Raw genomic sequence first — 25,388 nt, 5'->3', positions numbered from 1 at the left:
AAAGGGGCCGCCTTTTGCACCCCTTTTTCGGGCGTGTGGCGACCCCAGCGTCAAGATGCGGCTTGGGGAGCACGCCGCATCCATGAAAGTCAACGCCCCCTGTTGGCTTTACGGGACAAATAGGCGTCAAGGATGACGGCCAGAGTCAGGATCGCGCCCTGCACCTCAAGGCGTGTCTGGGTCGAGGCGTTGATGAGGAGCATGCCGTTCGAGACGCTGCCGATCACCAGCGCGCCGGTCAGAGCGGCCCAGACCGATCCCCTGCCCCCGAAGAGGCTGACGCCGCCGATGACCGCGGCGGCGATCGCCTCGAGAAGGAGTGTCGTGTCGGCGGAATCGGGTGATACGCCGAGAACCCGCCCCGCCGCAATCATGCCGCCGAGCGCCGCGAAAATTCCTGTCAGCGTAAACGCCGTCACCCGCAGAAACTTGACCGAGATACCCGCGCGGCGGGCGGCTTCCGCATTCGCGCCGATGGCGTACAGGTAGACGCCAAAGCGGGTCTGGGTCGTCACGTAGGCGAAGAAACCGAGCAATCCGAGCAGGAACGCGACGAGAAGCGGAACGCCTCTGTATGAACTGAAGACGGCAATGACAACGGTACCGACGATTGCGAGCGAGACGGCCGGAGCGACGACGGACCACAGGAACGACGCGGGAAGCGCGTTGCGCTTCTTGGCGGCGTAAGACTGCAGACTGAAGACGAGGCCAAGCGCTATGACGACGGCGAGCAGAGCCACGCTGACGAGACCCGGAAGATAAATCGTCGCGACCTTCCCGAGAGGCTGACCGACCAGTGAAATCAGGTTCGAGCTGGCGGGCAGGAGATCGAGGAGGATGCCCTGGAGGATAAGAGACGTGCCGAGCGTCACGATGAAAGCAGGCGCTCGAAAATAGGTGATCACCAGCCCTTGTACACAGCCAATCGCCGCACCGATCAAGAGACCGACGGCGACGGCCGTCACGGTGTCGAACCCTTGGTTGACCGCCATTCCAGCCGTAATCGCGGCCGATACCGCGCCGGTCGCGGCGACGGACAGGTCGATCTCACCGATGACCAGCACGAACATGAGGCCAAGCGCCACGATGCCGGTCGTCACGATCTGCAGCGAAAGGTTCGACAAGTTCCTTGGGCTGAGGAATAGGGGGTTCGCCCACGCGAAGTAGGCCCAGATGAGGACGAGCGCGAGAAGAACGGGCAGCATACGATACCGCGTCGCCAGTGCTCCCAAGACAGCGTCAAGCTTCATTTTCGGTGTTTCCTGAGGGGCGGGATTGGCGAACGTGGTAAAGGCGGATAACTGCTTAGACATGGGACACCCCCTCACGACGCGAAAGTGCAGCCATTTCCTCGTTGCTGATCATCCCGGTGATGGCGCCGACCAACTCTTCACGGGTGTAGCTCCCGCGGCTGACTTCCGCCACCTTGTTGCCAAGTCGCAAGACCACGACCCGATCGGCGACCTGCTGGACATCGCCCAGATCATGGCTGATCACGATGACCGCCCGTCCCTGAGCGCGAAGTCGCTCGATCAGGTTCAGAACCTGCTTGCGCTGCGCAACGCCGAGCGCGGCCGTGGGCTCGTCGAGGAGCACGACACGGGGGTCGGTCAGGATCGAACGGCAGATCGCCACTGATTGACGCTGCCCTCCCGACAGCGAGTTCGCCGGCACGTTGATGTCGCGGATCTTTACGTCGAGGTTGGCCAGCACCTCTTTCGCGCGCGCTTCCATGCCTGCACGGTCAAGCCGCCGCCCTTTGTACCACGGGTGATAGTATTCGCGGCCGAGGAAGAGGTTCTGTACCGTGTCGAGATTGTCGCAGATGGCGAGGTCTTGGTAGACCGTCTGGATACCCGCCGCGTTCGCGTCATGTGGGCTTTTCAGTGAGAGCGCCGCTCCTGACACAAGGATTTCGCCCTCGTCGGGGGACTGGATGCCGGAGATCGTCTTGACCAGCGTACTCTTGCCCGCGCCGTTGTCGCCGACCAGAGCGACGACTTCACCCGGCCATATGCTGAGCGATACCCTGGTGAGGGCAGCGACCCCTCCGAAACGTATCGAGACGTTTCGGACCTCCAAGATCGGAGGTTCGTTCTTGTTCATGACTAGGACCCCATTATGCGTTTTTGAGGAGCCGCCTTATCGACAGCTCCTAGTCTGTCCGGTTCAGTTCTTGCAGAAGTCGGCATCTTTTCCGATGCCGCCACACAGCTCTTCCTTCGTGAAAAGTCCGGCGTCGATCACGGTTTCCTGCACATTATCCGTGGTGATGAACACATTCGGTTCAAGCCGGGCGGGGACGCCGCCCTCGGTGAAGTTGTTGGGCCAGTTCCCGTTGACGATGCCCGCCGGAGCTTCCTCGCCCTTGACCTTGGAAACGATCAGTTGGATGGCTGCATCGGCCATTTGCTTGTAAGGCGGCGCCATGTCGGCGGCCTGCCAGCCAAGAAGCACGCGCTGAATACCCTCGAGGGTGGCATCGTATCCACCGTAAACCTTGACCTTGCCGACGAGATCCTGCGCGCTCAATGCGGCGATAACGCCACCGCCGGTGTCGTCGTTCATGACGACCACGCCGTCCACCTCGTTGTTGGTCTTGGTCAGGCACTGCTCCATGTTTTTCTGCGCGTTCGCAGCCAGATACAGTAGCGCATCGGCTTGGCAGACGACTTCGACAGTGCCATTGTCGATGAGTGGCTTGAGGTATTTGTCAAAGCCCTTCATCTGCTCCGGGTAGAAGGCGAACTTGGGGTCACCCAGCATGTAGGCGAGCCGGACAGGACGATGATCCGGCAGGTTCTCGGCCAGGTATTTACCCTGAGCCTCACCGATGTCGCTGAAGGGGACGGAGACGTGGTAGGAGACCGGTCCCGGACCCGGGTCGTGCGCGTAGGTCACGACGTGGACGCCATCGGCTTCGGCCCTCGCCAGGATGCTTGCGGAACGGGGTGGGTCGACGGACACTAGGATGATGCCCAGCGCGCCGCTCGCCAGGGCGGATTCGGCCTGGGACACCTGCTGCTGCATGTCGTCGTTCGCGTTCAGAACCTTGAGCTCCACGCCGGGGGCATAGGTTTTCATCGCTTCGGTCATGTTCGGAATGTCGAACTTCGCCCAGCGATTGGTCGTGACGTTCGGGACCAGGAGGTAGACCGTGCCGGACGGCTCGGCGGCCTTCGCGGGGACGGAGCTGAAGAGCGCGGCAGCCGACAGCAGAGCGGCGGAGATAGTTCTTTTCATCGGTTCATTCCCCTTTGACAATCAATACGACCTTCGGCCGCGGAAGACATGGATTTCGTGATTGTTCTTATTGCCTGGCGAGGTACGTCTTGCGACGTATCGCTTCCTCCGTTTCATCAGGTGGGAGCAGGCTATTGCGGCTCCAACGCCCGCTCAAGATAACCGCGGTCATTCCGTCATGACTTTTTCTCATATGAATCCGCCGCTCGATTTCCCTGTAGACCACAGCAATTCTCATGCCCATTCAATTTGCGTCGGCGGCCAAACGGCGGCGGCCCCGACAACGGAAACGTCGTCGCGGCCTACCCGATCATTTCTTCCGATCTTCGCTGCGGTGCGTGACTATGTAGCGAGCATCATGTCTGCGGCCTTTTCGGCGATCATTATGGTCGCGGCGTTCGTGTTCCCGCTTACCATCGTCGGCATGATCGACGCATCGGCAACGCGCAGTTTCGAGATGCCATGAACGCGCAGCTTCTCGTCGACGACAGCCATCGCGTCCTGCCCCATCTTTGCGGTGCCGCACGTATGGTGACCGATACCCGATGTGCTGCGGATGTAGGCGTCGAGCTCGACGTCCGACCTGACATCCGCGCCGGGGGTCAGTTCCGGCCCACGGTAGGGTTCGAAGGCTTCTTGCGCGAAAATCTTCCGGGTTACGCGGATGGCCTCGCGGGTGATCGCCATGTCGTACTCGGACGAGAGGAAATTCGGATCGAACACCGGAGCGTCCCTGGGGTCGGCGGACTCCAGCCACATTTTCCCGCGGCTTTCGGGCCGGTTCGGCCACACATGCACGACGTAGGAGTGCCCTTCCAGCTTATCCGCCCAGGGCATCCAGATCTTGAGGCCCTGCCCCGGATAGTACGGGATGAATACAGCCTGGCACTCGGGAGCCTCGACGCCGTGTTGCATGCTGAAGAAGCCTCCCGCTTCCAAGGGACTCTGCGAGACCTGCCCCCTCCTGAAGACCAGGCTGTTCACCATCGCCAGGGTCAGCGTGTGGATGCGTAGCGAGGATGCCATCGAAACGGGCCTCGTTGAGCTGTGGGCCACCGACACGTTCACATGGTCCTGCAGGTTGGCGCCGACGCCCGGAAGATGCCTCGCCGGAGAGATGCCGAGCTTGCCCAGCGCCTCCTGATCCCCGATCCCTGAAAGCATCAGGATCTTGGGGGAATTGAATGACCCGGCGGCCAGGACGATCTCGCGGTTCGCCCGCACGCGATGGGTCGTTCCGCCCTTTTCATACTCGACGGCCACGGCCTCGCCGTTCTCAACGATCACCTTGTGGACGTTCGCGTTCACCTCGACCTTGAGGTTCGGCCGGCTCATGGCGGGGCGGAGGAACGTCTTCGCCGTCGTCTGGCGGCGTCCGTCGGCGATATTGAAGTCGTAAACTCCGAATCCCTCCTGAGAAGCGCCGTTGAAATCGTTGTTCAGCGGATAGCCGGCCTGCTGGCAAGCCTTCAGGTAGGCCATGGTCAATTCACTGACCATCGGCGGCTTGGAGACCGGCATCGGGCCACGCGTGCTGTGGAAGGCGTTGTCGCCCCCGAAATACTTCTCGGATTTCCTGAAGTAAGGGAGAACGTCTTCGAACGACCAGCCCGGATTCCCGAGCTGCCGCCAGGTGTCGAAATCAGAGGGATTGCCCCGAATGTACTGTGCGCCATTGAAGATGAAGGAGCCGCCGAGCATCTTCCCCCGCGGAAAGCACTGGGTCCGCCCATTCATGTTCTTCTGTGGTACACAGTTGTACGCCCAGTTGTTGCGCTTGAACGAGAACAGCTTGGCAGCGAGAAACGGAAGATCATACGAGATTTCGCGACCTGAGCCGCCCGCTTCGAGAAGCAGGACACGATCGCTCCGCGCGCTGAGCCGATTGGCCAGAACGCTCCCGGCGGACCCGCCGCCGACGACCACGAAATCGAAATTCTCACTGTTCACGACGACTGACTCCGCGTTCCCGATTTTTTGTCTACCTTGCCGAAACCAGGCCTCCCATCAAGTCACGCCTACTCGTTTGTCCATGACTTTGAGTCATATGGTGCTTCAGTGTCAGGATGCGGCAGGAGGCGGGTAGCCGCCCTCTGTCCGATCTGGAGGTCCGGAATTCGCGCCATGAACGCACCGGTCGCGATTGCAAGCAGGAAAAACGCCAGATATGGCCTTTGGTGGGCTGCGATCATGGGGGATGGACTCTTTGCTGAAGCTCGTCACCGCGCCAGACGGGCGGCGAACTCGAACCCGGTGAGATCGGGGGCCTTCTGCACATCGACGGGGAAAAGGTCAACCACATCGGGTGCGACGATCGCCAGAAACGGGATGCCAATCTTACGGGCCGCGTGAAACTCGGTGGGTGAATCCCCGACAGCGAGGCACTCCGTGGCTTCGGCGCCCTCCAGCAGCATCACGTTCCGAAACTCGGCGTACTTCGACTTGGGCGACCCCGACACGGTTCGGAAATACCGCGACAAGCCACGCCGTTCGATTACCAGCTTGAGATCATCCTCCGGCATTCCCGAGACGACGTACATCGGAATTTCGTTTTCAAGACGGGCGAGAAGAGCCTCAGCGCCGGGGATAAACGCGCAATTGAGCATGCCCTCGTCGATGATCTCCGCGAAACGGACACAGAGATTTTCAACTCTCGCTTCATCGCCGGGTCGGCCGAACACCTCGCGCTCGAAATACTCGAACTTTTGACGTCGGCCAATTCCGCCATGCTGTTCCTGGTACTTGATGACTTCAGCGATCTTTTCCGGATCTTCGCAACCGTACACCTGCGCAAACGCCGCGGTCTTCAAGCGTGCGGAATCAAGAATGACGCCGTCGAAGTCGAAGATGATGGTCTTGAAGCGGTCGAGATAAAGCATGCCTATTTTCCATTTGTCGGCTGATTGCGGAAGCGCGAGGGGCGCGTCAGCGCCTTCGTATCGAGAACCTGCTCGAGCAGGTCTGCCGACAAGGTGTTGCTCTCGTCGAGCAATTCCCTCATGGTGCGGCCGCTCCGGAGAATTTCCTTCGCCATCTCGGATACCTTCTCGTACCCGATCAGCGACGTCAACGCAGTTGCGAGCGCCGTGCCCGCATCGAGATGCTGCCTGCACCGCGCCTCGTTCGCCGTGATTCCGACAACACACTTTTCCCTGAGGGTTCTCACCGCATTGGTCAACAACGTGATGGACTGCAGCAGATTGAAGACGATGACGGGTTCGAAGGCGTTGAGCTGGAGCTGACCTGCTTCTGCCGCCAGGGTTACGACGAGGTCGGCTCCAATCACCTGGAAAGCAACCTGATTGACCACTTCGGGAATGACGGGGTTGACTTTGCCCGGCATGATCGACGAGCCGGGCTGCATCGGCGGCAGGTTGATTTCGCCGAAGCCCCCGCGCGGCCCGCTCGAAAGCAGCCTGAGGTCGTTCGAAATCTTGGAAAGCTTCACCGCCGTCCGCTTGATGGTGCCGGAAAAGAGAACAAAGGCCCCTGTATCCCAGCAAGCCTCGACAAAGTCCGATGCGGGAACGACATCGACCGACGACACTTCCGCGAGTTTTTTTATGGCAAGAGCCGCGTAGCAAGGATCGGCGGTAATGCCCGTTCCGATCGCCGTACCGCCCAGATTGATCTCCTTGAGAAGCCTGGCCGCCTCCTCGAGCCGAAGGATGTCCTCTCTCAACGTCACGGCGAAGGCCGTGAACTCCTGTCCCAACGTCATCGGCACGGCATCCTGCAGCTGCGTGCGCCCGAGCTTGAGGATGTCGGCGAATTCCGCTGCTTTCGCTTCGAAAGTGTCCGCGATGCCGGCCAGCTCGTTCGACAGGCTGTTGTAGCTGAGGAGGAGTGCCAGACGGATCGCCGTGGGATAGACGTCGTTTGTGGACTGCGAGAGGTTCACGTCGTTGTTCGGGTGGATGACGTCGAAGCTTCCCTTGGGAAGCCCGAGATGTTCCAGGGCGAGGTTCGCCACCACCTCGTTTACGTTCATGTTCGTCGATGTCCCGGCCCCGCCCTGGAAAACGTCGAGGACGAATTGGTCCGCAAGCTTGCCGCCAGCGATGTCGTCACAGGCGGCGACGATCGCGTCCGCCTTCTTCCTGTCAAGGTCGCCGAGTTCCAGATTTGCCAAGGCTGCCGCCTTCTTCACGAAGGCCAGCGCCCGGATGAAGACCGCATAGTGCCCGATCGGAATGCCCGAAATCTGGAAATTGGAGAAAGCCCTTGCCGTTTGGGCGGCGTAATAGGCGTCGGCATCGACGTCGATTTCGCCAAGGGAGTCGTGCTCACGGCGCGTGGCGACAGTAAGGGGCAGCATGTCGGGCATTTCCAAGAACCTTCTACAAGCTTGCTGGAAGAAAAATGGGCTGGCGGTGGATCGAAGCCACCACCAGCCCACGGCTGCCTTGGGAGGAGCAACGCTTTAGACGACCGTCCGCCGCATGGTCAGACCGTGTGAGGCAATGCGTAGCCGCGTTTGCCCAGCTTGATGAATGTCGACTTCACCTCGGTGAACTCAAGCAGGCCATCCATGCCGTTCTCGCGGCCAAGGCCGCTTTCCTTGAAGCCGCCAAACGGCATCTGAACCGAGGTTTCGAGGAACGTGTTGACGTAGACCGTGCCGCTCTTGAGTGCGCGCGAGACCTGGATCGCCTTGTCGATGTCCTTCGTCCAGACGCCGTTGCCGAGTCCGTAATTGGTGTCGTTCGCAAGCTTGATCGCTTCCTCCGCGGTCTTGAAAGTGGTGACGGCAAGAACCGGTCCGAAAATCTCTTCGCGGAAGATGGTCATTTCCGGCGTAACGCCGGAGAAGATGGTCGGAGCGACGAAGTAGCCCTTGCCGAGACCGTCGCCGGTCAGGCGCTCGCCGCCGATCTCCAGTTTCGCGCCTTGCTCGACGCCCGTCCTGATGTAGCCGAGTACCTTTTCCATGTGCTGCTCGTGGATGAGCGCACCGACATCCGCCTGTTCGTCGTCCGGCAGGCCGATACGGATTTTCCTCGAGCGCTCGACAAGCTGCCTGATGAAATCGTCGGCAATGGACTCCTCGATCAGCAGGCGGGTCCCCTGAACGCACTCTTCACCCTGGTTGAGAATGTAACCGAATGCGATGCCGTCGATGGCCGAGTCGACGTCGGCGTCGGCGAAGACGATGTTCGCCGCCTTGCCACCAAGCTCCAGGCCGACGCGTTTCATCTGCTCGGCGCAACGCTGCGCGATGCGCTTGCCGACCACGGTCGAACCCGTGAAGGAAATCATGTCGACACCGGGGTGGCCCGTGAGAGCCTCGCCAACGGTGCGGCCGGAGCCCGTCACGACATTGATCACGCCGTCCGGAATGCCGGCCTCCTTGGCGAGCGCAGCGACCTCAAGCGTCGTGCCCGCGGTCAGCTCCGACGGCTTGATGACGACCGTGCAGCCGGCCGCCAGCGCGAAGGGAAGCTTCTGGAAGAGCGTGACGAGCGGGAAATTCCACGGCGTGATCATGCCGATGACGCCGCGAGGTTCACGGCTCACCAGACCAAGGTTCGCGTCCCCGATATTGTTCACGAGGTCGCCCGGAATCTGGTAGGCGAGAGCGGCGGCGTAACGCCCAAGCTCGATGGACCATTCCGTCTCGCCCTTCGCGAGGCGGATGGGCTTGCCGACTTCCTCCGCCTCGATTGTCGCCAGCCTGTCGGTGTCGCGCACGATCAGCTCAAGCCAGCGGGTGATGGCCTTGGCACGCTCCGAGCCGGGAATGCCGGACCAGACCGACCGGTTGTCGAAGGCTGCGCGCGCTGCCGCGACGGCCGCATCAACCTCCTCTTTACCACCTTCCGCGAAACGGGCGAGCGACGCACCGTGAGCAGGCGACGTCCGCTCGACCATATTGGCTGTCTTGAGCCACCTGCCATTGATCCACAATCCATATTCTCTAACGGTCATCAGTATTTCCTTTCAGTTCAGTCCGGCGGTGGCGGTCAGTGGCGCACCACGGCGTCGTCGTTGGCCACAACACGCAGCAAGTCGGAGGGAGCGACAACCCCGATCGTGTCTCCCGCCTTCGCCGTGGTCCTGTCGGTGACGATGACGAAGCGGACGTCACCTACGCTGACATAGATGTTGGTCGTCTGCCCGAGCGGCTCGACCAGTTCGACGAGCGCGTCGGTCGCGCCTTGTGCGCCAGCTTTCGCGACGACCAGATGCTCCGGCCGGATACCCAGGAGCAGACCACCCTTGCCGTCAACGATCTGCGCCGCGAACGCACGCTCTTCCTCGCAAAGCGAATGGGCAAAGTTCGGAAGGATGCAGGTAACGGTGCCACCGGCCTTGATCTGCGCGGGGAACAGGTTCATCGGCGGCGACCCGATGAATTCCGCGACGAAGCGTGTCTTCGGACGGTCGTAGACTTCGAGCGGCGACGCCACCTGGACCATGTTGCCCTTGCTCATGACCGCGATGCGGTCCGCCATCGCCATCGCCTCGATCTGGTCGTGCGTGACGTAGATCGTGGTGATGCCGAGGTTCGTGACAAGCTTCTTGATTTCCGTGCGCATCACGGCGCGCAGCTTTGCGTCGAGGTTGGACAACGGCTCATCCATGAGAAATACCTTGGGGTTCCGAACGAGCGCCCGCGCGAGCGAAACGCGCTGACGCTGGCCTCCCGAAAGCTGGGACGGCTTGCGCTGGAGCAGTTCGCCAAGCCCGAGCTTCTCAGCGGTGTCCTCCACCTTGCGCGCACGCTCGCGAACGTCGAGCTTGCGGATCTTCAGGGGAAACTCGATGTTCTTGAAGACCGTCATGTTCGGGTAGAGACCATAGTCCTGGAACGCCATGGCGATATCGCGGTGGCGGGGCTCGGCATAGGTCATGTCGGCGCCATCGATGCTGATGCGACCGGCTGTAGGAAGCTCCAGGCCGGCGACCATGCGCAGGGTCGTGGTCTTTCCGCAACCCGAAGGACCGAGCATCACGAAGAACTCGCCGTCCTTGATGTCGACGGAAACGCCGTTGACGACCTTCAGCGCACCGAACTGCTTGTATACGGTATCGATATTGATTGCCATTTCGAGAATTCCTTACCCTTTGACCGCGCCGAGCGTGAGGCCGCGGACGAGGTAGCGTTGCATCAGAAGAACGAGGACGACGACGGGAAGCGACATCATCACGCCGGCTGCCGAAGCGAGACCCCAAGCGATGGCCTTGGGCTTGATCGCGTTGGCGGCGATGACGGGAAGCGTCTTGGCTTCCTGCGACGTCAGCATGCTGGCAAGCAGGAACTCGTTCCAGGCGAACATGAAGACGATGACCATCGTCGCGGCGAGGCCCGGCAGCAAAAGCGGAAGCGTGACACGCCAGAAGGTCTCGAAGCGGCTGCAACCGTCGATCATCGCGGCCTCCTCGATGGACTGCGGAATATCCTGGATAAAGACGCGCATCACCCAGACGACAAAGGGCAGGCCGGAGAGGGCGTAAGCCGCGATCAGCAGCCAGGGCGTGTCGAAAATCCCCAGTTGGCGGGCGATGATGAACATCGGAATGACGCTCACGATCGGCGGCAGCATGCGGATCGACAGGATTTCGAAGGCCAGGAATTCCTTGCCCTTGACGTCGAAGCGGGCGAGCGCGTAGGCCGCCATCGTTCCCGCCGCCATCGCGATGCAGGTGGCAAGGCCGACGATCAGCGCGCTGTTTATGAGCGCCTGCCAGGCGTTCAGCTCGGTGAAGAGCTGCGCATAGTTCACCAGCGTTGGCGTGAAGCTCCAGACCGGAGGATAGGCCGAGATGTCGACCTCGCTCTTGAAGGAGGAAGTCACCATCCAGAAAATCGGAAACGCGAAGAAAAGCGCGGCGGCGATCGCAAGTGCATAGGCAGCCAGCGCGCTGGCGCTGCTCTTGAGAATTCGGCTGTTCGACATGGGCGGTCTCCTCAGCGGTTTTCTTTGTCGGCGACCAGCTTCAGGAATCCGGTGAGGTTCACGAAGACGAGGACGACGACGAGCACGATGACAAGGGCGATCCACGAGAGCGCCGAGCCGTAACCCAGATCGAAGATGCGGAAGTTCACCCGCTGGAGATAGACGCTGAGGAGATCGGTCGCAAAGTCCGGGCCGCCGCGCGTGATGATGTAGACGGTGTCGTAGGTGCGGAAGGCGTCCACGATGCGAAGAAGGGTCGCAATGACGATCACCGGCTTCAGCATCGGGAGGGTCACGTTCATGAACGTGGCGAGGTGCCCTGCCCCATCGATCGCAGCGGCTTCGAAGGGGCTCTTGGGGAGAGAACGTAGACCTGCGAAGATGATGATGAACATGAACGGCGTCCACTGCCAGACGTCGACGAGAACCACCGAGGCGAGCGCGCTTGAGGGTGAACTGGCCCAGGACAGATGGCCCACACCGATCAGCGAGAGCAGATAGTTCAGAACGCCAAGATCAGGCATCATCATCGTGCGCCACGTGATGCCAACGGCGATCGGCGTGATCAACATTGGAATGAGCAGGAAGGTGCGCAGGACCACGAAGCCGAGACGGTTCTGGTTGAACAGCAGCGCAAGGAACACAGCCAATGTCAAGGATAGCGCAACGCTGATCGCCGTGAAGGCGAGGGTCAGGCCGACGGAGTACCAGAACTGGCCATCGCCGAAGGCACGGGCGTAGTTCGCGAACCCGATAAACGCGTAGGACGTGCCGAATGTCGGATTGTAATTGGTCAGCGATATGTAGAGCGAATGCAGCAGCGGATAGAGACCGACGATCGTCATGATGATCATCGTCGGCGCGAGTAGAAGCGTAGGAACGCTCTTCTCGCCCGCGCGGACTGCCTTCGTCGCCCCCAGCTGCAAGGCCGGCGCGCCGATGATGCCACTTTTGGCCATCTTCAAGTTCCCCAGTGGAGGCGGGCATGGCCGGCAGCCATGCCCGTGACACGCTTTCGATCAGGTGCGGATGACGGAAGCCAGCGCAGCTTCGGCATCTTCCATCGCCTGCTGTGGCGTCTTGCGGCCGTTCACGCCCGCAAGGATGTTTTCATAGAACACGCGCTGCACTTCGACCGCGTTGGTCAGCCGGTACGGCGGGATCGAAACCGGGGTCGTGCCGCGTGCCGGGAAGTCACGGAAAGCCTGCAGCATCGGTACCTTCGCGACGATTTCAGGGTTGTCGATATCCGCCTGGAGGCAGAGCGACGATTCGCCATTCTCGCGGAACAGCTCGTAGGCCTGGCCTTCACTCATCCACTTGAGGAACTTGTAGGCCTCTGCCTTGTTTTCCGATGCGGCATTGATGAGGATCGACCAGCCGCCGACCATCTGCTGTTCGAACTTCTCCGTCGGCGAGACGGTATAGCCGAACTTGCCCTTGAACGGACCGTCTTCGATGCCCACGATGACGTCCGACCAGGTGATCATCATCGCAGCCTTGCCCTGCTGCATGATGGAGGAGCCTTCGGCATAGTCGAAGCCTTCGACGCCCTTTGGCGTGAAGGGCAGCACTTCGCGGAGGCGCTCGATCGCTCGGGCGCCCTGGCCCTCGGAATTGAACACCACCTTGTTGTTCTCGTCGAGAACGCCGTCGTCATGCGGTGCGATCTTGGTCATGCCCATCAGGCGGCTTCCCCAGTCGCCGCTCATATGCGCGTCCTGGCCGCCGAGGAGCAGGACATTGCCTGCGACGTCATCCGAATGCAGCTTCTCGGCCGCGTCGCGGTATTCGTCCCAGTTCGTTGGCACCTTGGTGATGCCCGCCTTTTCGAACAGGTCCTTGCGATAGACGAAGACCGGGGTCGTCATGACGAGCGGCAGGCCCCACCGCTTGCCGTCATACTCCGTGTAGGTCGTCGAGGCGGGCGCAAGCTTGCCCACGCCGATTTCCGGCAGCGGTGCATCTTCGGCGCGGATATCGTCGAATGCGCTCGCCCAGCCGTTACGCAGCGGCTGCCGGATCCAGAGGTTGTCAGTTGTGAAGATGTCGAACGTGCTGGAGCCTTGGCTGAGTTCGATAAGCAGCTTCTCGTAATGCGCTTCATACGGGTTTCCCTCACCCGTGATCTGCGCATCGGCATATGCCTTCGCGACGCTGCCCGTGAGAGCGCCGGCCCAGGCCGTGTTGCTGTTCAGGATGTTCAATGTGCTCGCGGCCCATGCGCGGGTCGCTGGAGACAGCGCCGTGGCCGCGGCACCGACGGCAAGCATCTTGAGCAGGGTTCTGCGCTTGAGTTCGGGTGAGAAAGGTCCGTGCATCGTTTTTAGGCTCCCCAATTTATCGATTGCGCGACGTGGCCGCTTTCATACGGCTTAGTAAACGTTTACCAGAATGCATTTGTCAATTTCGTTGTCAATCCAGATTCTGGTGGGGTGATTGAAATTTGAAAGAATATATCCATTATGCATGAGTAGCGGACAAGGACTTCGGTCACCCAGGAGCAGTAGAAAATCCATGAAAAACAAGCGTCAGACCGGGCGTGGCGTGACGGTTCACGATGTGGCGAAGCTGGCAAACGTTTCCATCGCCACAGTCTCTCGAGTGCTCAACAAGCCCGACAATGTGAATAAGGAAATGTCTGAGCGGGTACTGAAAGCAGCGGCCCAGCTTGGGTACACAACCAACTCCGCCGGGAAAGCCTTGCGCCTGGCCCGAACGCGCACGATCGGCACTCTCTTGCCGCGGCTCGACGATCCGATTTTTTCCGAATTGGCCCACGGCATCCAAGAAACGCTTTTCGCGCAAGATTATGCGGGATTTCTTCAGACATCAGGCTACGACAATAGAAAGATTTTTGATGCCGCATTTAGATTGTTCAACCGCGGCGCTGAAGGTCTACTTGTCTTCGGACGGGTTGATGATGAACGTTTGCTGGAATTCATCGAGAAAAATCCGATTCCTGTGCTTCAGGTATACTCATACCTTGAGGGCCATCCCCTCCCCTCTGTTGGAATCGATAATGCAAGATGCACGCAGAAAATCGCGGAACTCATGCTCCGGTTCGGACACAAGGACATCGCGCTGATTTCCGGCCCAACCCAAGGCAATGACAGGCAGCAGTCGCGACTGAGTGCATATGAGCAGATGATGCGCGACCACGACCTGAATACGGTCGTGCAGGTCGTTCAGCCCGGATACACCATCAATGACGGCGGCCTGGCGTTTCGCAGAATTATTGAGCAAAATCCAAAAGTTACGGCGGTGATGTGCAACACTGGCCTTTTGGCATGCGGGGTTCTCTCCGAGTGCCGAAAGCTCGGGATCGATGTTCCTCGCCAGCTGTCCGTGAGCGGCTTTGAAGACATGAGCTTCGCGCCCCTTCTTTACCAGCCGCTGACGACCCTCTCGGTCCCTGTTGGAGACATGGGGCGCTACGCTGCACGCGCAATGATCGCAAGCCTTGAGCAAGGGGAAAGCCTGACCTCCATGCAGTTCGAGACCAGCTTGATCCTACGCGATTCCATCACCGTGCCACCGAAGGCGTCCGACCGCGCGGCATGATACCGAGAAAACGTTTATTGACCATTCGCGAGAAAACGTTTACAAGCCAGTCCCGTGAACATGAGCCAACTTGTCCCGGCTCGATATGCATCATGGGGATGGCGAGGGATGCGCTTCAGCAAAATGGTCAATGTCGTCGGCGCTCACGCAGCGGGCGAGCTGAATGAAGTCATAACGGGCGGCATTCTTCCGGTTCCCGGCAAGACGATCTTCGAGAAGATGCAGTACCTTGAGAAGCACGGCGATGAACTTCGTCAGTTTCTCCTCCATGAACCGCGCGGCAAGGTCTCCCAGTGCGTGAACCTTGTGCTGCCGGCCACCCATCCGGATGCCGACGCAGGCTTCATCATCATGGAGTCGGAATATTACGTCCCGATGTCCGGCACGAACACCATCTGCACCGCTACCGTTCTTCTCGAAACGGGCATGGTGCCGATGATCGAGCCAGTGACGACACTCACGCTCGAGGCGCCGGCAGGCCTGGTGCGTGTCACGGCGCAATGCCGTGACGGCAAATGTGAAAGCATTACGTTCGACAACGTACCCGCCTTCACCATGGCGCTCGACAGGACGATCGAGGTTCCCGGCCTGGGCTCGATGGTCGTCGATGTCGCCTATGGCGGCATGATCTACGTCCTCGTCGATGCCCAAAAGTTGGGCTACGGCATCACGCAGGACGAGGCCGCCGAACTGGTCGATGTCGGCGAGAAGATCAAGCTGGCAGCTGCCGAGCAGATACCGGCCGTCCATCCGGAAAACCCGGAAATCCACACCATCAACCAGACGCTGTTCGCTGGTCCGCTCCGCAACGAGAACGGCGTGAAGCGGGCGAAGAACACAGTGATCGTATCCCCCGGCAGGCATGACCGGTCGCCCTGCGGAACGGGCACGAGCGCGCGGCTTGCCGTGATGCACGCCAAGGGGCAGATCGGCGTCGGCGAGAAGTTCGTGCACGAATCCATCATCGGCACCGAGTTCATCGGCGAAATTCTCGGAACGACGACCGTGGCGGGGCAGACCGCCGTACGGCCGGCGATCACGGGCTCGGCCTGGATCACCGCTTTCCACCAATACGTCCTGGATCCGCGCGACCCGTTCCCGACCGGTTACAAGCTGGGCGACACCTGGAAAACGCCAACCTGAGGATAGCAAATGCCATTCTCGCAGGAACTCACGCGGGCGACCGTCGAACTACGACAGATACGCTCAGGCAACCACAAGACCACGACGGCATTCGGCATGAGCAAGATTTCAAAAACGCCCTCCAGAGGCACCTACGACTATATCATCATCGGCTCCGGCTCCGCCGGCAGCGTTCTGGCAGGCCGTCTGTCCGAAGACGGCAAGCACCGGGTGCTTCTGCTCGAAGCAGGCCCCTCGGATCAGCACATTCACATCCGGATGCCCGCTGCGCTGCCGCTTCCGCTGGCCAACGATCGCTTCAACTGGTTCTATACTTCCGAGCCTGAGCCGTATCTCAACAGCAGGACCGTGCTTGAAGCGCGGGGCCGCGTTCTCGGTGGCTCGTCCTCGATCAACGGCATGAACTGGGTTCGCGGCAATCCCTGGGACTACGACAACTGGGAGGCACTCGGCCTCAAGGGCTGGAGCTACAAGGATGTCCTTCCCTACTTCCGTAAAGCGGAAACGTCAGACAAGGGCTCGAACAAGTACCGCGGCGGCAAAGGCCCGATGATCATCGAGACCTGCAAGGCCAACAGCCCCTTGTACAGGGCGTTCCTGAAAGCCGGCGAGCAGGCGGGACACCCCTATATCGAGGACCATAATGCGCATCGCCAGGAAGGTGTCCACATCACCCAGCGCAATATCGGCCACGGTATCCGCTGGAGCACCTCGCAGGCCTACATTCACGCGCAGCCGAAACGGGACAATCTCGACGTCGTCGTCAGCGCGAAAGTCACCAGGATCGAGTTCAAGGGCAACCGGGCCGTCGCCGTCAAGGCGACCATTTCCGGCAAGGCGTACTCGATCAATGTGGACAGGGAAGTTCTTCTCGCCGCTGGCGCGCTCAACTCGCCGCAGCTCCTGATGCTGAGCGGTATCGGCGACGCCGAGGAGCTGCGCAAGCTGTCCATTCCGGTCATCAAGGATTTGCCGGGTGTCGGACGCGGCCTGAAGGATCACGTCGCCGCCCCCGTCCAGTACCGCGCGACCAAGCCCGTCTCGGTCGTCGGCCAGCTCACCACCTTCGGCAAGCTCAAGCTCGGCTTGCAGTGGATTCTGGCCAAGACGGGCCTGGGCGCCACAAACTTCTTCGAGGTCGGCGGTTTCTTCCGCACCGATCCGAAGTTCACGGTTCCGAACGTGCAGCTGGAATTCGTTCCGCTCATCGGCGAGATGCAGCATGGTTCTGTCAATCTGGAGAATGGCTTCCAATATTTCCTGAGCCTGATGCGCCCCAAAAGCGAAGGCCGCGTCTGGCTTGCGAGCGCCGATCCGAACGTCGCACCAAAATTCGTCTTCAACTTCCTTCAGGACGAGGAAGACCGGAAGCAGGCGATCGCGGCCATCAAGGAAATCCGCCGCATCGTCGCCCAGCCGGCCTGGGACGACATTCGCGGCGAAGAAGTCACGCCGGGCAAGCATGTCCAGTCGGATGAAGAACTGCTCGAATTCCTCAAGAAGGAAGCGGGCACCAACTACCATCCCTGTTGCAGCTGCCGCATGGGCACGGACGACATGTCCGTGGTGGACACCCATGCCAAGGTCCACGGTTTCGAGAACCTCCGCGTCATCGACGCGTCGATCATGCCCGCCATCGTCAGCGGCAATCTGAACGCCCCCGTCATTATGATGGCTGAAAAACTCGCGGACGACATCCTCGGCAGAAAGCTGCCGCAGGAAGTCGCCGATTATTATCAGCCGGAAGTCGCGTAAGGAGACATTCCATGGAAAACAAAGCAGAAGAAACCCCGGCCAAGGGTGATTTGCTGATCCTCAAGCCCGAAGAGGGCAAGAACTTCTGGCAGCCGGTTCCCGCCAACGGCCATATCTCCGTCAGGATTTCTCCCGACTTCGTCGGTGTGGAGACACCGTTCAGCCTTGGAACGCAAACCCTGCCGCCACAGGGTTACGTGCGCGAGCACGCGCATCCGGTACATGACGAAGTTCTGCATTTCATCTCCGGCCGTGGCAAGGCCGTTGTCGAGGGCGTCGAATACCCTGCGGAACCCGGCGTGACGATCTTCGTCGGCCGCAACCGGAAACACATGTTCATCAACACGTCTGAGGACCAGGACCTGCATTGGCTCTGGTTCATTCAGCCGAACGGCCTCGAACACTTCTTCGAGGAGATCGGCCGCCCGATGCAGCCGAGCGAGGCAGCGCCGGAGCCGTTCGCACGGCCTGAAAACGTACTCGAGATCGAGCAGCGCACGGCGTTCGTCGCAGCCGACAAGCTCTAAGCCTAGAGAACGAAAATGCCCACATTATTGGCATCCGATGGATGCCGGGTGACGTATGACGTCTCCGGCAAAGGCCAAGCTTTGCTGCTCATTCCCGGTCTTGGTGGAGCGGCAAGCTTCTGGAACGACATCGTTCCGCTTCTTGTCGATCGCTACAAGGTCATCTCATTTGATCATCGGGGAACCGGGCGAAGCGACAGGCCTCTTGGCAAGTATTCGGTATCGAGGATTGCCCAGGACGCCGTGGAAATTCTCCGCGCGGAAAACGTGGACACAGCCCATATCGTCGGCCACTCTACGGGCGGCCTGGTGGCGCAGTTCATCGCTCTCGACGCACCGGCACTGGTGAGATCGCTGGTCATCAGCGGCAGTTGGGAGAAGCCGGACGCACGCTTCGTCGCCATGTTCGAAGCCCGTCTGGCCGTGTTGAGGGCTGCGGGGCCGATCGAATACCAGAAGCTGACCCATGCGATCGGCTTTCCTTCAAGCTTCCTCGAAGCGAACACGGCCCTGCTCGACCGAGCCATTGAAAACGCTGCGGACGCGCTTTCACCCCCGGAAGTCGCCGCCGCGCGGATCGAGATGCTTCTTGCAGACGAACGTAGCGGCGACCTTCAGCGGATCGCCGCTCGCACGCTCATCATCGGCGCGACCGACGACGCCCTCATTCCCTTTGCCCACAGCCAAACGCTCGCCGCCATGATTCCCGGCGCGCGGCTCGCCGTGATCGATGGGGCGCACTTCTTCCCTCGGGTTCATCCCGAGCGGTACGCCAAAACCGTTCGAGAATTTCTGGAGGAAACAGATGAACAATGACATCAAGAAAGTCGCCGTCATCGGCTTTGGCGCGATGGCGCGGAGTCTCGAGCATTCCTTGCGCGCCTCCGGAAGCGGCATCGAAGTTTCCGCCACTCTCGTACCGCACGACCTGACCGTCGATCACGACGGTGTGGAGGTCTTTCACGATGTCGCCGCGCTCATTGAATGGGGCCCCTCGGTGGTCGTGGAATGCGCCAGTCACCAGGCGGTCAAGACGTCCGTCCCTTCCCTCCTTCGCGCAGGCATCGACGTTATCGTCGTCTCGATCGGCAGCCTCGGCGATACCGAGCTGCTTTTCTCGCTGGAGAAAGCTGCCGAGGAAGGCGGAAGCCGCCTGACCGTCGCCTCCGGCGCGATCGGCGGCCTCGACGTGCTGCGCTCGGCGAAGATCGCGGGCCTGGAAAGCGTCGTCTATACGGGCACCAAGCCGCCGGCCGCTTGGAGGGGAACGCCGGCGGAGGGGAGCGTCGACCTTGCCAGTCTCCAGGAGAGGACCATCATTTTCGAGGGCAATGCGGCGGAAGCCTCGTTGCAATATCCGAAGAACGCCAATGTCACGGCTGCGGTCGCTCTTGCCGGGATCGGCTTTGCCGACACCAGGGTAACGCTGGTGGCCGATCCGCATGCCGGCGGCAACACCCACAAGGTCAATGCCGCCGGCGCCTTCGGCAAATTCGAGATCTCGCTCGAAAACAAGCCGCTTCCCGACAATCCCAAAACCTCCTGGCTCGCGGCCCTGAGCGTCGAGCAGGCCCTGCATCGTCATTTTCAAAGAATAGAACTGTGAGGTCACATCATGCGTCTTGAAAATAAAATCGCAATCGTCACCGGAGCGGGCGCTGGTATCGGCGCGGCCACCGCCGAAATCTTTGCCCGTGAAGGTGCGAAAGTCGTTGTCGCCGACTTCAACGGCGATGCCGCGAAGTCCATCGCTGACAAGATCGGTGAGAGCGCAGTGAGTATCAAAGTCGATGTCCGTGACAGCAACGAAGTGAAGGCGATGGTGGAACTCGCCGTCTCGACGTTCGGCGGTCTCGATATCATCGTCAACAATGCCGGGCGCGGCATGATCGGCACCGTCGAGACGACGGCTGAGGACGACTGGGACGACATCGTTGCCGTCAATCTCAAGGGCGTCTATCTCTGCTCAAAATACGCGGTGCCAGCCCTTCGAGCCCGCGGCGGCGGCAGCATCGTCAACACAGCCTCCAACATCGTCACCTTCGGCATCAAGGATCGCGCCGCCTATGTCGCGGCCAAGGGCGGTGTCGCCGCGCTTACCCGCGCAATGGCACTCGATCATGCTATCGACAAGATCCGCGTTAACTCCGTTGCCCCCGGCGTCATCTGGTCGAACTATTACGACAAGATGCTGAAGGAAGTCCCCGATCCGGACGCATTCGTGAACGGCCTCAAGGCACGCTCGCCGATGGCTGAACTCGGCCAACCCGAGGATATCGCAATGGCGATCCTGTATCTCGCAAGTGACGAATCCAAATTCGCGACCGGATCGATGATGACCGTCGACGGTGGCGCCTCGGCCTGGTGAGTAGAAACAACGACACAAGCTCATTCACGGAACAGATCATGCTTCTTGAAGAACGGGACTATCGGATTCGCGCGGGGTTCCTTGGCGAATTCGTTGAAAATTATATGAAACTTGGACTGCCGATCCAGCGCGCTCACCTCGGTGAACCTATTGGTTTCTTCACGTCCGATATCGGCGAGCTCAACCATTTTGTCTCCATGTGGAGGTGGACGGACCTTCCCGAACGGACGTCCAAGAGGGCGCACATGCTGGCTGACCCCGGCTGGGCGCCGTATCTGGCGAGCATCAAAGGGCTCATCGATACCCAGACGATCCGGATTTTGACGCCGACATCCTTTTCTCCCATGTCCTAAACAACCGATGAAAAGGTCCTCTCCCATTCGGGCGCATTGGCGGCGTTGGCGGCCGCGAACAAGGCGGCACAGGACATGGCCGTTCCCCAGTGCATCTTCATCGTCGATTGCAGCGGTGAAACGATTGCAAGCATCCGAATGGACGGCGCAAAATATTTGAGTATGCATACGGCGTGCGCCAAGGCTTGAACCACGGCATCGATCAACGGACCCACCGGCTCCATGGCCTTTGAATTTGGCACATCTGCCGGAGTTGCATCCCAGGGCGGCGTTACGCCATTGCCGGGCGGCCTGCCGATCCGGTTTCACACTGACATCGGCTACGACGCGGTGACTATCGCCGAAATCCGCGCATAGGCAGCGGCGAGGTCACGCATGTCGGCGGTGGCTGCCATTCTGCTTCCGGACTCCGGCTCTGACGGCACCGGCCGAACGGCAGGTTCCGATTGGCAACGGAAGCACTACGAACGGCGAAAATGCGGTCGAAAGCCGCCGGACAGTAATGCGCCCCAATAGCGGCTTTCGGGGAACCGCACGAGTCACCGAAAGCCGCTATGATCAGGTTGTCGCAGGCCTACATATTGGCGGAGGTGGGCCGCACGATGACCTCGTTCACATCGACGCCGTCCGGCTGCTCAAGCGCATAGCGGATGGCGCGGGCGATCGCGTCCGGAGTGAGCGACTTCTGTCGCCAATCCTTGAGCGCTGCGGCGACCTGCGGATCGCTGATGTCGTCGCCGAGTTCGGTCGCGGTCACGCCCGGAGAGATGATTGTGGAACGGATGTCATCATGCTCCTGCCGCAACCCCTCGGTGATCGCCCACACCGCATATTTCGTTCCGCAGTAGACCGCTGCCGTCGGCAGGACGAGATGCGCGCCGACCGAGGCGACATTCACCACATGGCCGTTCCCCTTCGCCACGAAGCGCGGCAGCACCGCGGCGATCCCGTTGAGCACGCCGTGGATGTTGACGTCAATCATCCGCTTCCACTCTTCCCGCTTGAGCGCGGCAAGCGGCGACAGCGGCATCACGCCGGCATTGTTGACAAGCACGTCGATGCCTCCGAACCGCTGTTCGGCGGCGTCGACGAACGCCTCGAAGCTCGCCGCGTCGGTGACGTCGAGCTCGCGCCATGCGACGCGCTCGCCGAGCTCTCTGGCAAGGGCCTTCAGCCGCTCGGCCCGGCGTGCACCGATGAACAGCCTAGCCCCGGCTCCCGCCAGTTCGCGCACCGTCGCTTCGCCTATGCCGCTGGAGGCGCCGGTGATGAGCACAATCTTTTCGTTGACTACCGTCATTGTCGTTCCTTTCGCTTGGGATAACGGGCATCATTCTGGTGCGGCCAGAGCACATGGCGGTAGCGCGATCGCCCGAACTCCTTGCACGATCCTCCAACAATGGCACAAGAGGCTTGCGGTCTTGCCGGTCATGGTCGATCAATGTCGCATGAAGATGATCGCCAAACTCGCACAGCTGATCATGCGCCATGCTCCGGAGACGGGCATGTGCGGCACCCCCATGCGCCGGCTGTCGCTGATACGAACCAATGAGCCGAGCGCGCCCGTGCCGGCTGTCTACGAAGCCTCGCTTTGTCTGATCGCCCAGGGGGCAAAACGTGTGTCGCTGGGCGAGCACAGCGTGGTCTACGACGCCTCGCGCTATCTGCTCGTCTCGGTCGACCTGCCGCTGGTCGGTCATGTGCTTGAGGCAAGCCCGGAGATGCCGTATCTCTGCTGCAAGATCGATCTCGACCTGGCGGCGCTCGCCGATCTCTTGGTCGACGAACGCAACACGGCACCTCGGCACGATCTTCCGGTTTTGGCGGTCTATCCGGGCGATCCTGACCTGATCGATGCCGCCTGCCGGCTGGTCGGGCTGCTCGATCGCCCCCATGACATCGCCGTGCTGGCGCCGCTGGTCGAGCGCGAGATCCTCTATCGGCTGCTCACCGGGCCGCACGGGCCTCTGCTCCGCCACATGGCGTCCGCCGACAGCCGACTGAATCAGATCAACCGCGCCATCGCCACGATCCGCAAGGGGTTTCAGGGCCAGTTGAGGATCGACGAGATCGCGGCCTCGGCGGGCATGAGCCCCTCGTCGCTTCACCAGCATTTCAAGGCGATCACGCGGATGACCCCGCTGGAATATCAGAAGCAGTTGCGCCTGCAGGAAGCGCGGCGCCTGATGCTGGCGAGCGGCGTGAGCGCCGGGTCGGCCGGATTTGCCGTCGGCTATGACAGCCCGTCACAATTCAGCCGCGAGTATCGCCGCCTGTTCGGCGCGCCGCCGCGCCAGGACATCGCCCGGCTCCAGACCGCTCAAGACTACGTCGGAGCGGTCTGAGGGTTGTGTCGGGTGGTTACCAGAGAACTGCAGCTTTGCACCAATTGCGGATGTCGTAACCGAAAAAGCGTCAACCCTTCGCCAGAAGACGGCATATTCTCCTTGATTTATTGGTTGAAGCGGAAATTATGCCATCGCTTTGGCTATCGCAGGTCCTGTTACAAACCTGCCTCGGCCATCCAAAGCTCCGCGTCCGCACCACCGGGAATACGCAGTGGGGCAGATGGATCGCTGGCGGCTCGCCAAACCGCCTCTGCTACGTCAGGCGCATGGGTCATGGGACCTGTATCTTCCTGCACACTCTTTACGAATTGCTGGAGAAGCGGCGCATAGTCCGGGTCGTCCATGCCACGCAGATGCGGACGGGCATTGGCGCCAAAGCGCGTTTCCGGTGAACGGCCCGGCAGAACGATATGGACGCGCACACCAAATGGCTCCATTTCAACCGCCAATGACTCGGTGAAGGCGTTCACCGCCGCCTTGCTCGCGCGGTAGACCCCGACGACCGGCAATGTCTTGACCGTTACCGTGGAAGTGACGTTGATGACGACTCCGGCCCGGCGCCGCCGCATTTGCGGCACGACAGCCTGAACCATCGCCAGTGTTCCGATCGTATTGGTCTGAAACAGCGCCTGCACCGTTTCCGGTGCTGTCAATTCGACCGGAGCAGGCGCGCCGAAGCCGGCATTGTTGACCAGAACGTCGATGTGGCCTGCCGCCTCTACTGCCTGCGTGATGCTTGTCGAATCGGTGACATCGAGCGCAAGCACACGCAGGCGCTTGGAGGCCGGCAGCAAATCTTCGTTGGGTGTTCGCATCGTCGCGATCACGTCCCAGCCTCTTTCGAGGAACAGTTTTGCGGTTTCCAGACCGAAGCCGGACGAGCAACCGGTGATCAATATCGTAGGCATCAACATCTCCATACAAAAGGAACGATCCTATCGTAATGACCAGACAAAGGACATAATATAGGCTATAGTCCGCATTTCTTTAGCGTCAGTCCTGATGATGGCCGTCGATCCTCTTGCCGAAATCGTCACTCTGCTACAGCCTGCCGCCCGCTTCTCGAAGCTGGTGGAATGTGTAGGCTCATGGCGAATTCATCGTGAGGCGACAGGCGAACCTTTCTATTGCGCGATTCTGGAGGGGAGTTGCCGCGTTACGTTCGGCGGCCATCAGTCATTCATCCTCCGGGCAGGCGACTTTGTCCTTGCGCCGGCGATGCGGAACCTGGTCAACGAGAGCATCGATGCGCCGGCCGATCTGTCCGCCATGATCCCGACACAGGTCGGCGAAGGGCATTTCCGGGTCGGACGGCGTAACGGTCCTGCCGATCTGCGCATGCGGATCGGCCATTGCAGCTTCGGCGCACCGGATTCAGCCCTGCTTGTCTCACTGTTGCCGGATGTGGTTCTCGTTCGCGATCGGCCCCGGCTTGCCACTCTGATGCAGTTGGTTGATGAGGAAACGCGTGAGCAGCGCGCGGCACGCGAGATCGTGCTGGAACGGCTTCTCGAGGTGTTGTTGATCGAGGCACTACGATCCGGAACGGAAACCACATCCGCGCCCGGCCTGAGCCACGGCTTGGGTGACGAACGCCTGGCGGCCGCCCTTCATGCGATGCATGCTCGCCCAGAACATTCCTGGACTGGCACCGATCTTGCGAACGAAGCAGCACTGTCCCGTTCGGCTTTCTTTGCGCGTTTCAACCGCATCGTCGGCCTCCCCCCGATGGAGTATCTGCTGGCTTGGCGCATGGCGCTCGCAAAGCAGCTGTTGCGGAACAGGAACCTCGCAATCGATCAGGTGGCGGAACGCGTGGGCTATGGGTCGGCAAGCACCTTTAGCGTTGCATTTGCGCGGCATGCCGGAATGCCGCCGGCTCGATATGCGCGCACGGCAGGCTAAGAAGCGATGACGGACGTAATCGCCAAATGGCACCGAAGGATCGCTCTGTCAGGCCAATATGGGAATGGCAGGAGTGGGCCAGTTCGCGTCGGATCATTGATCTGAGATCTTGAACGGCTCGTCGGGGGCGGAAAGCCGAAAGGCAGCTTTCGAAGAACAATCTTCGAAAGCGGATCATCAACCGGACGGTGGCTGTGGCAAGCTCTAGGTGTTTGATCCCACGGTTTGATGGTGTGATCCTTTCTGCAGAATGGAAGGAAGCACTATGGGACAAGTTCGTC

General features: G+C 60.6%; 24 protein-coding genes. 10 read left to right on the top strand and 14 right to left on the bottom strand.

Features of this window, described 5'->3' with window-relative positions; genetic code table 11:
* Positions 1 to 89 precede the first annotated feature (89 nt).
* The 11 genes from MUU56_RS17285 to MUU56_RS17235 form a co-directional block, all read right to left on the bottom strand.
* Positions 90 to 1,313, bottom strand: coding sequence for a sugar ABC transporter permease (locus MUU56_RS17285; RefSeq protein WP_244768533.1), 1,224 nt, complete (start codon positions 1,311 to 1,313; stop codon positions 90 to 92).
* On the bottom strand, positions 1,306 to 2,106 hold the full coding sequence (locus MUU56_RS17280) for an ATP-binding cassette domain-containing protein (RefSeq protein ID WP_244768532.1): 801 nt from the start codon (positions 2,104 to 2,106) through the stop codon (positions 1,306 to 1,308). Before MUU56_RS17280 ends, MUU56_RS17285 begins: the two co-directional genes overlap by 8 nt.
* A gap of 63 nt (positions 2,107 to 2,169) precedes the next feature.
* Positions 2,170 to 3,243 (bottom strand): sugar ABC transporter substrate-binding protein, encoded by a 1,074-nt coding sequence (locus MUU56_RS17275; RefSeq protein ID WP_244768531.1) that lies wholly within the window; start codon positions 3,241 to 3,243, stop codon positions 2,170 to 2,172.
* Between the two features lie 342 nt (positions 3,244 to 3,585).
* Positions 3,586 to 5,193, bottom strand: coding sequence for a GMC family oxidoreductase (locus MUU56_RS32840; protein WP_244768530.1), 1,608 nt, complete (start codon positions 5,191 to 5,193; stop codon positions 3,586 to 3,588).
* 269 nt (positions 5,194 to 5,462) lie between these two features.
* Positions 5,463 to 6,122 (bottom strand): HAD family hydrolase, encoded by a 660-nt coding sequence (locus MUU56_RS17265; RefSeq protein WP_244768529.1) that lies wholly within the window; start codon positions 6,120 to 6,122, stop codon positions 5,463 to 5,465.
* 2 nt (positions 6,123 to 6,124) lie between these two features.
* A complete protein-coding gene (locus MUU56_RS17260; RefSeq protein WP_244768528.1) occupies positions 6,125 to 7,570 on the bottom strand; it encodes an aspartate ammonia-lyase in 1,446 nt (481 codons plus the stop codon).
* A 119-nt stretch (positions 7,571 to 7,689) separates the two neighbouring features.
* Positions 7,690 to 9,171 (bottom strand): aldehyde dehydrogenase family protein, encoded by a 1,482-nt coding sequence (locus tag MUU56_RS17255; RefSeq protein WP_244768527.1) that lies wholly within the window; start codon positions 9,169 to 9,171, stop codon positions 7,690 to 7,692.
* Between the two features lie 35 nt (positions 9,172 to 9,206).
* Positions 9,207 to 10,292, bottom strand: a complete 1,086-nt coding sequence (locus tag MUU56_RS17250; RefSeq protein ID WP_244768526.1) for an ABC transporter ATP-binding protein — start codon at positions 10,290 to 10,292, stop codon at positions 9,207 to 9,209.
* 12 nt (positions 10,293 to 10,304) lie between these two features.
* Positions 10,305 to 11,144 (bottom strand): carbohydrate ABC transporter permease, encoded by an 840-nt coding sequence (locus tag MUU56_RS17245; protein WP_244768525.1) that lies wholly within the window; start codon positions 11,142 to 11,144, stop codon positions 10,305 to 10,307.
* Between the two features lie 11 nt (positions 11,145 to 11,155).
* Positions 11,156 to 12,103: a carbohydrate ABC transporter permease gene (locus tag MUU56_RS17240; RefSeq protein ID WP_244768524.1), complete on the bottom strand. Its 948-nt coding sequence runs from the start codon at positions 12,101 to 12,103 to the stop codon at positions 11,156 to 11,158.
* Positions 12,104 to 12,163: 60 nt separating this feature from the next.
* The gene (locus MUU56_RS17235) at positions 12,164 to 13,483 is read right to left on the bottom strand and encodes an ABC transporter substrate-binding protein (protein WP_244768523.1); all 1,320 of its coding nucleotides are present in this window, start codon (positions 13,481 to 13,483) and stop codon (positions 12,164 to 12,166) included.
* Positions 13,484 to 13,661: 178 nt separating this feature from the next.
* Here MUU56_RS17235 and MUU56_RS17230 point away from each other — a divergent pair, with 178 nt between their 5' ends.
* The 8 genes from MUU56_RS17230 (at position 13,662) to MUU56_RS17195 (ending at position 20,854) form a co-directional block, all read left to right on the top strand.
* Positions 13,662 to 14,708, top strand: a complete 1,047-nt coding sequence (locus MUU56_RS17230) for a LacI family DNA-binding transcriptional regulator (RefSeq protein WP_244768522.1) — start codon at positions 13,662 to 13,664, stop codon at positions 14,706 to 14,708.
* 108 nt (positions 14,709 to 14,816) lie between these two features.
* Positions 14,817 to 15,851 carry a proline racemase family protein gene (locus tag MUU56_RS17225; RefSeq protein ID WP_244768521.1) on the top strand — a complete coding sequence of 345 codons (1,035 nt, stop codon included), beginning with the start codon at positions 14,817 to 14,819 and terminating at the stop codon, positions 15,849 to 15,851.
* A gap of 9 nt (positions 15,852 to 15,860) precedes the next feature.
* Positions 15,861 to 17,606 carry a choline dehydrogenase gene (locus tag MUU56_RS17220; protein WP_244768520.1) on the top strand — a complete coding sequence of 582 codons (1,746 nt, stop codon included), beginning with the start codon at positions 15,861 to 15,863 and terminating at the stop codon, positions 17,604 to 17,606.
* A gap of 11 nt (positions 17,607 to 17,617) precedes the next feature.
* On the top strand, positions 17,618 to 18,133 hold the full coding sequence (locus MUU56_RS17215; RefSeq protein WP_244768519.1) for a cupin domain-containing protein: 516 nt from the start codon (positions 17,618 to 17,620) through the stop codon (positions 18,131 to 18,133).
* A gap of 48 nt (positions 18,134 to 18,181) precedes the next feature.
* Positions 18,182 to 18,949 (top strand): alpha/beta fold hydrolase, encoded by a 768-nt coding sequence (locus MUU56_RS17210; protein WP_244768518.1) that lies wholly within the window; start codon positions 18,182 to 18,184, stop codon positions 18,947 to 18,949.
* Entirely contained in the window at positions 18,939 to 19,739 is an 801-nt protein-coding gene (locus tag MUU56_RS17205) for an aspartate dehydrogenase (protein WP_244768517.1), read from the top strand. The genes MUU56_RS17210 and MUU56_RS17205 overlap by 11 nt, the downstream gene beginning before the upstream one ends.
* A 9-nt stretch (positions 19,740 to 19,748) precedes the next feature.
* A complete protein-coding gene (locus MUU56_RS17200) occupies positions 19,749 to 20,501 on the top strand; it encodes an SDR family oxidoreductase (RefSeq protein WP_244768516.1) in 753 nt (250 codons plus the stop codon).
* Positions 20,502 to 20,539: 38 nt separating this feature from the next.
* A complete protein-coding gene (locus MUU56_RS17195; RefSeq protein WP_244768515.1) occupies positions 20,540 to 20,854 on the top strand; it encodes an NIPSNAP family protein in 315 nt (104 codons plus the stop codon).
* Here the strand turns inward: MUU56_RS17195 and MUU56_RS32935 are convergent.
* Both MUU56_RS32935 and MUU56_RS17185 read right to left on the bottom strand, forming a co-directional pair.
* Positions 20,851 to 21,060, bottom strand: a complete 210-nt coding sequence (locus tag MUU56_RS32935; RefSeq protein ID WP_425314251.1) for a hypothetical protein — start codon at positions 21,058 to 21,060, stop codon at positions 20,851 to 20,853. The two genes, MUU56_RS17195 and MUU56_RS32935, sit on opposite strands and share 4 nt — an antisense overlap.
* A gap of 368 nt (positions 21,061 to 21,428) precedes the next feature.
* Entirely contained in the window at positions 21,429 to 22,154 is a 726-nt protein-coding gene (locus MUU56_RS17185) for an SDR family oxidoreductase (protein WP_244768513.1), read from the bottom strand.
* 148 nt (positions 22,155 to 22,302) lie between these two features.
* Here MUU56_RS17185 and MUU56_RS17180 point away from each other — a divergent pair, with 148 nt between their 5' ends.
* Positions 22,303 to 23,199 (top strand): AraC family transcriptional regulator, encoded by an 897-nt coding sequence (locus tag MUU56_RS17180; RefSeq protein ID WP_244768512.1) that lies wholly within the window; start codon positions 22,303 to 22,305, stop codon positions 23,197 to 23,199.
* A gap of 158 nt (positions 23,200 to 23,357) precedes the next feature.
* Here the strand turns inward: MUU56_RS17180 and MUU56_RS17175 are convergent, their stop codons facing one another.
* Positions 23,358 to 24,110 (bottom strand): SDR family oxidoreductase, encoded by a 753-nt coding sequence (locus MUU56_RS17175; protein ID WP_244768511.1) that lies wholly within the window; start codon positions 24,108 to 24,110, stop codon positions 23,358 to 23,360.
* 97 nt (positions 24,111 to 24,207) lie between these two features.
* Between MUU56_RS17175 and MUU56_RS17170 the strand changes: the two genes are divergently transcribed.
* Positions 24,208 to 25,107: an AraC family transcriptional regulator gene (locus MUU56_RS17170; RefSeq protein WP_244768842.1), complete on the top strand. Its 900-nt coding sequence runs from the start codon at positions 24,208 to 24,210 to the stop codon at positions 25,105 to 25,107.
* The last annotated feature ends 281 nt before the right edge of the window (positions 25,108 to 25,388 follow it).

It is taken from the genome of Shinella yambaruensis (genome assembly GCF_022899355.1).
Lineage (GTDB): Bacteria > Pseudomonadota > Alphaproteobacteria > Rhizobiales > Rhizobiaceae > Shinella > Shinella yambaruensis.
This window is presented reverse-complemented; position numbering and strand designations above follow the sequence as displayed.

Coding starts and splice junctions, on each gene's coding strand:
- MUU56_RS17285 (WP_244768533.1), bottom strand. CDS start 1,313: ATGTCTAAGCAGTTATCCGCCTTTACCACGTTCGCCAATCCCGCCCCT.
- MUU56_RS17280 (WP_244768532.1), bottom strand. CDS start 2,106: ATGAACAAGAACGAACCTCCGATCTTGGAGGTCCGAAACGTCTCGATA.
- MUU56_RS17275 (WP_244768531.1), bottom strand. CDS start 3,243: ATGAAAAGAACTATCTCCGCCGCTCTGCTGTCGGCTGCCGCGCTCTTC.
- MUU56_RS17265 (WP_244768529.1), bottom strand. CDS start 6,122: ATGCTTTATCTCGACCGCTTCAAGACCATCATCTTCGACTTCGACGGC.
- MUU56_RS17260 (WP_244768528.1), bottom strand. CDS start 7,570: ATGCCCGACATGCTGCCCCTTACTGTCGCCACGCGCCGTGAGCACGAC.
- MUU56_RS17255 (WP_244768527.1), bottom strand. CDS start 9,171: ATGACCGTTAGAGAATATGGATTGTGGATCAATGGCAGGTGGCTCAAG.
- MUU56_RS17250 (WP_244768526.1), bottom strand. CDS start 10,292: ATGGCAATCAATATCGATACCGTATACAAGCAGTTCGGTGCGCTGAAG.
- MUU56_RS17245 (WP_244768525.1), bottom strand. CDS start 11,144: ATGTCGAACAGCCGAATTCTCAAGAGCAGCGCCAGCGCGCTGGCTGCC.
- MUU56_RS17240 (WP_244768524.1), bottom strand. CDS start 12,103: ATGGCCAAAAGTGGCATCATCGGCGCGCCGGCCTTGCAGCTGGGGGCG.
- MUU56_RS17230 (WP_244768522.1), top strand. CDS start 13,662: ATGAAAAACAAGCGTCAGACCGGGCGTGGCGTGACGGTTCACGATGTG.
- MUU56_RS17225 (WP_244768521.1), top strand. CDS start 14,817: ATGCGCTTCAGCAAAATGGTCAATGTCGTCGGCGCTCACGCAGCGGGC.
- MUU56_RS17220 (WP_244768520.1), top strand. CDS start 15,861: ATGCCATTCTCGCAGGAACTCACGCGGGCGACCGTCGAACTACGACAG.
- MUU56_RS17215 (WP_244768519.1), top strand. CDS start 17,618: ATGGAAAACAAAGCAGAAGAAACCCCGGCCAAGGGTGATTTGCTGATC.
- MUU56_RS17205 (WP_244768517.1), top strand. CDS start 18,939: ATGAACAATGACATCAAGAAAGTCGCCGTCATCGGCTTTGGCGCGATG.
- MUU56_RS17200 (WP_244768516.1), top strand. CDS start 19,749: ATGCGTCTTGAAAATAAAATCGCAATCGTCACCGGAGCGGGCGCTGGT.
- MUU56_RS17195 (WP_244768515.1), top strand. CDS start 20,540: ATGCTTCTTGAAGAACGGGACTATCGGATTCGCGCGGGGTTCCTTGGC.
- MUU56_RS17185 (WP_244768513.1), bottom strand. CDS start 22,154: ATGACGGTAGTCAACGAAAAGATTGTGCTCATCACCGGCGCCTCCAGC.
- MUU56_RS17180 (WP_244768512.1), top strand. CDS start 22,303: ATGAAGATGATCGCCAAACTCGCACAGCTGATCATGCGCCATGCTCCG.
- MUU56_RS17175 (WP_244768511.1), bottom strand. CDS start 24,110: ATGCCTACGATATTGATCACCGGTTGCTCGTCCGGCTTCGGTCTGGAA.
- MUU56_RS17170 (WP_244768842.1), top strand. CDS start 24,208: ATGGCCGTCGATCCTCTTGCCGAAATCGTCACTCTGCTACAGCCTGCC.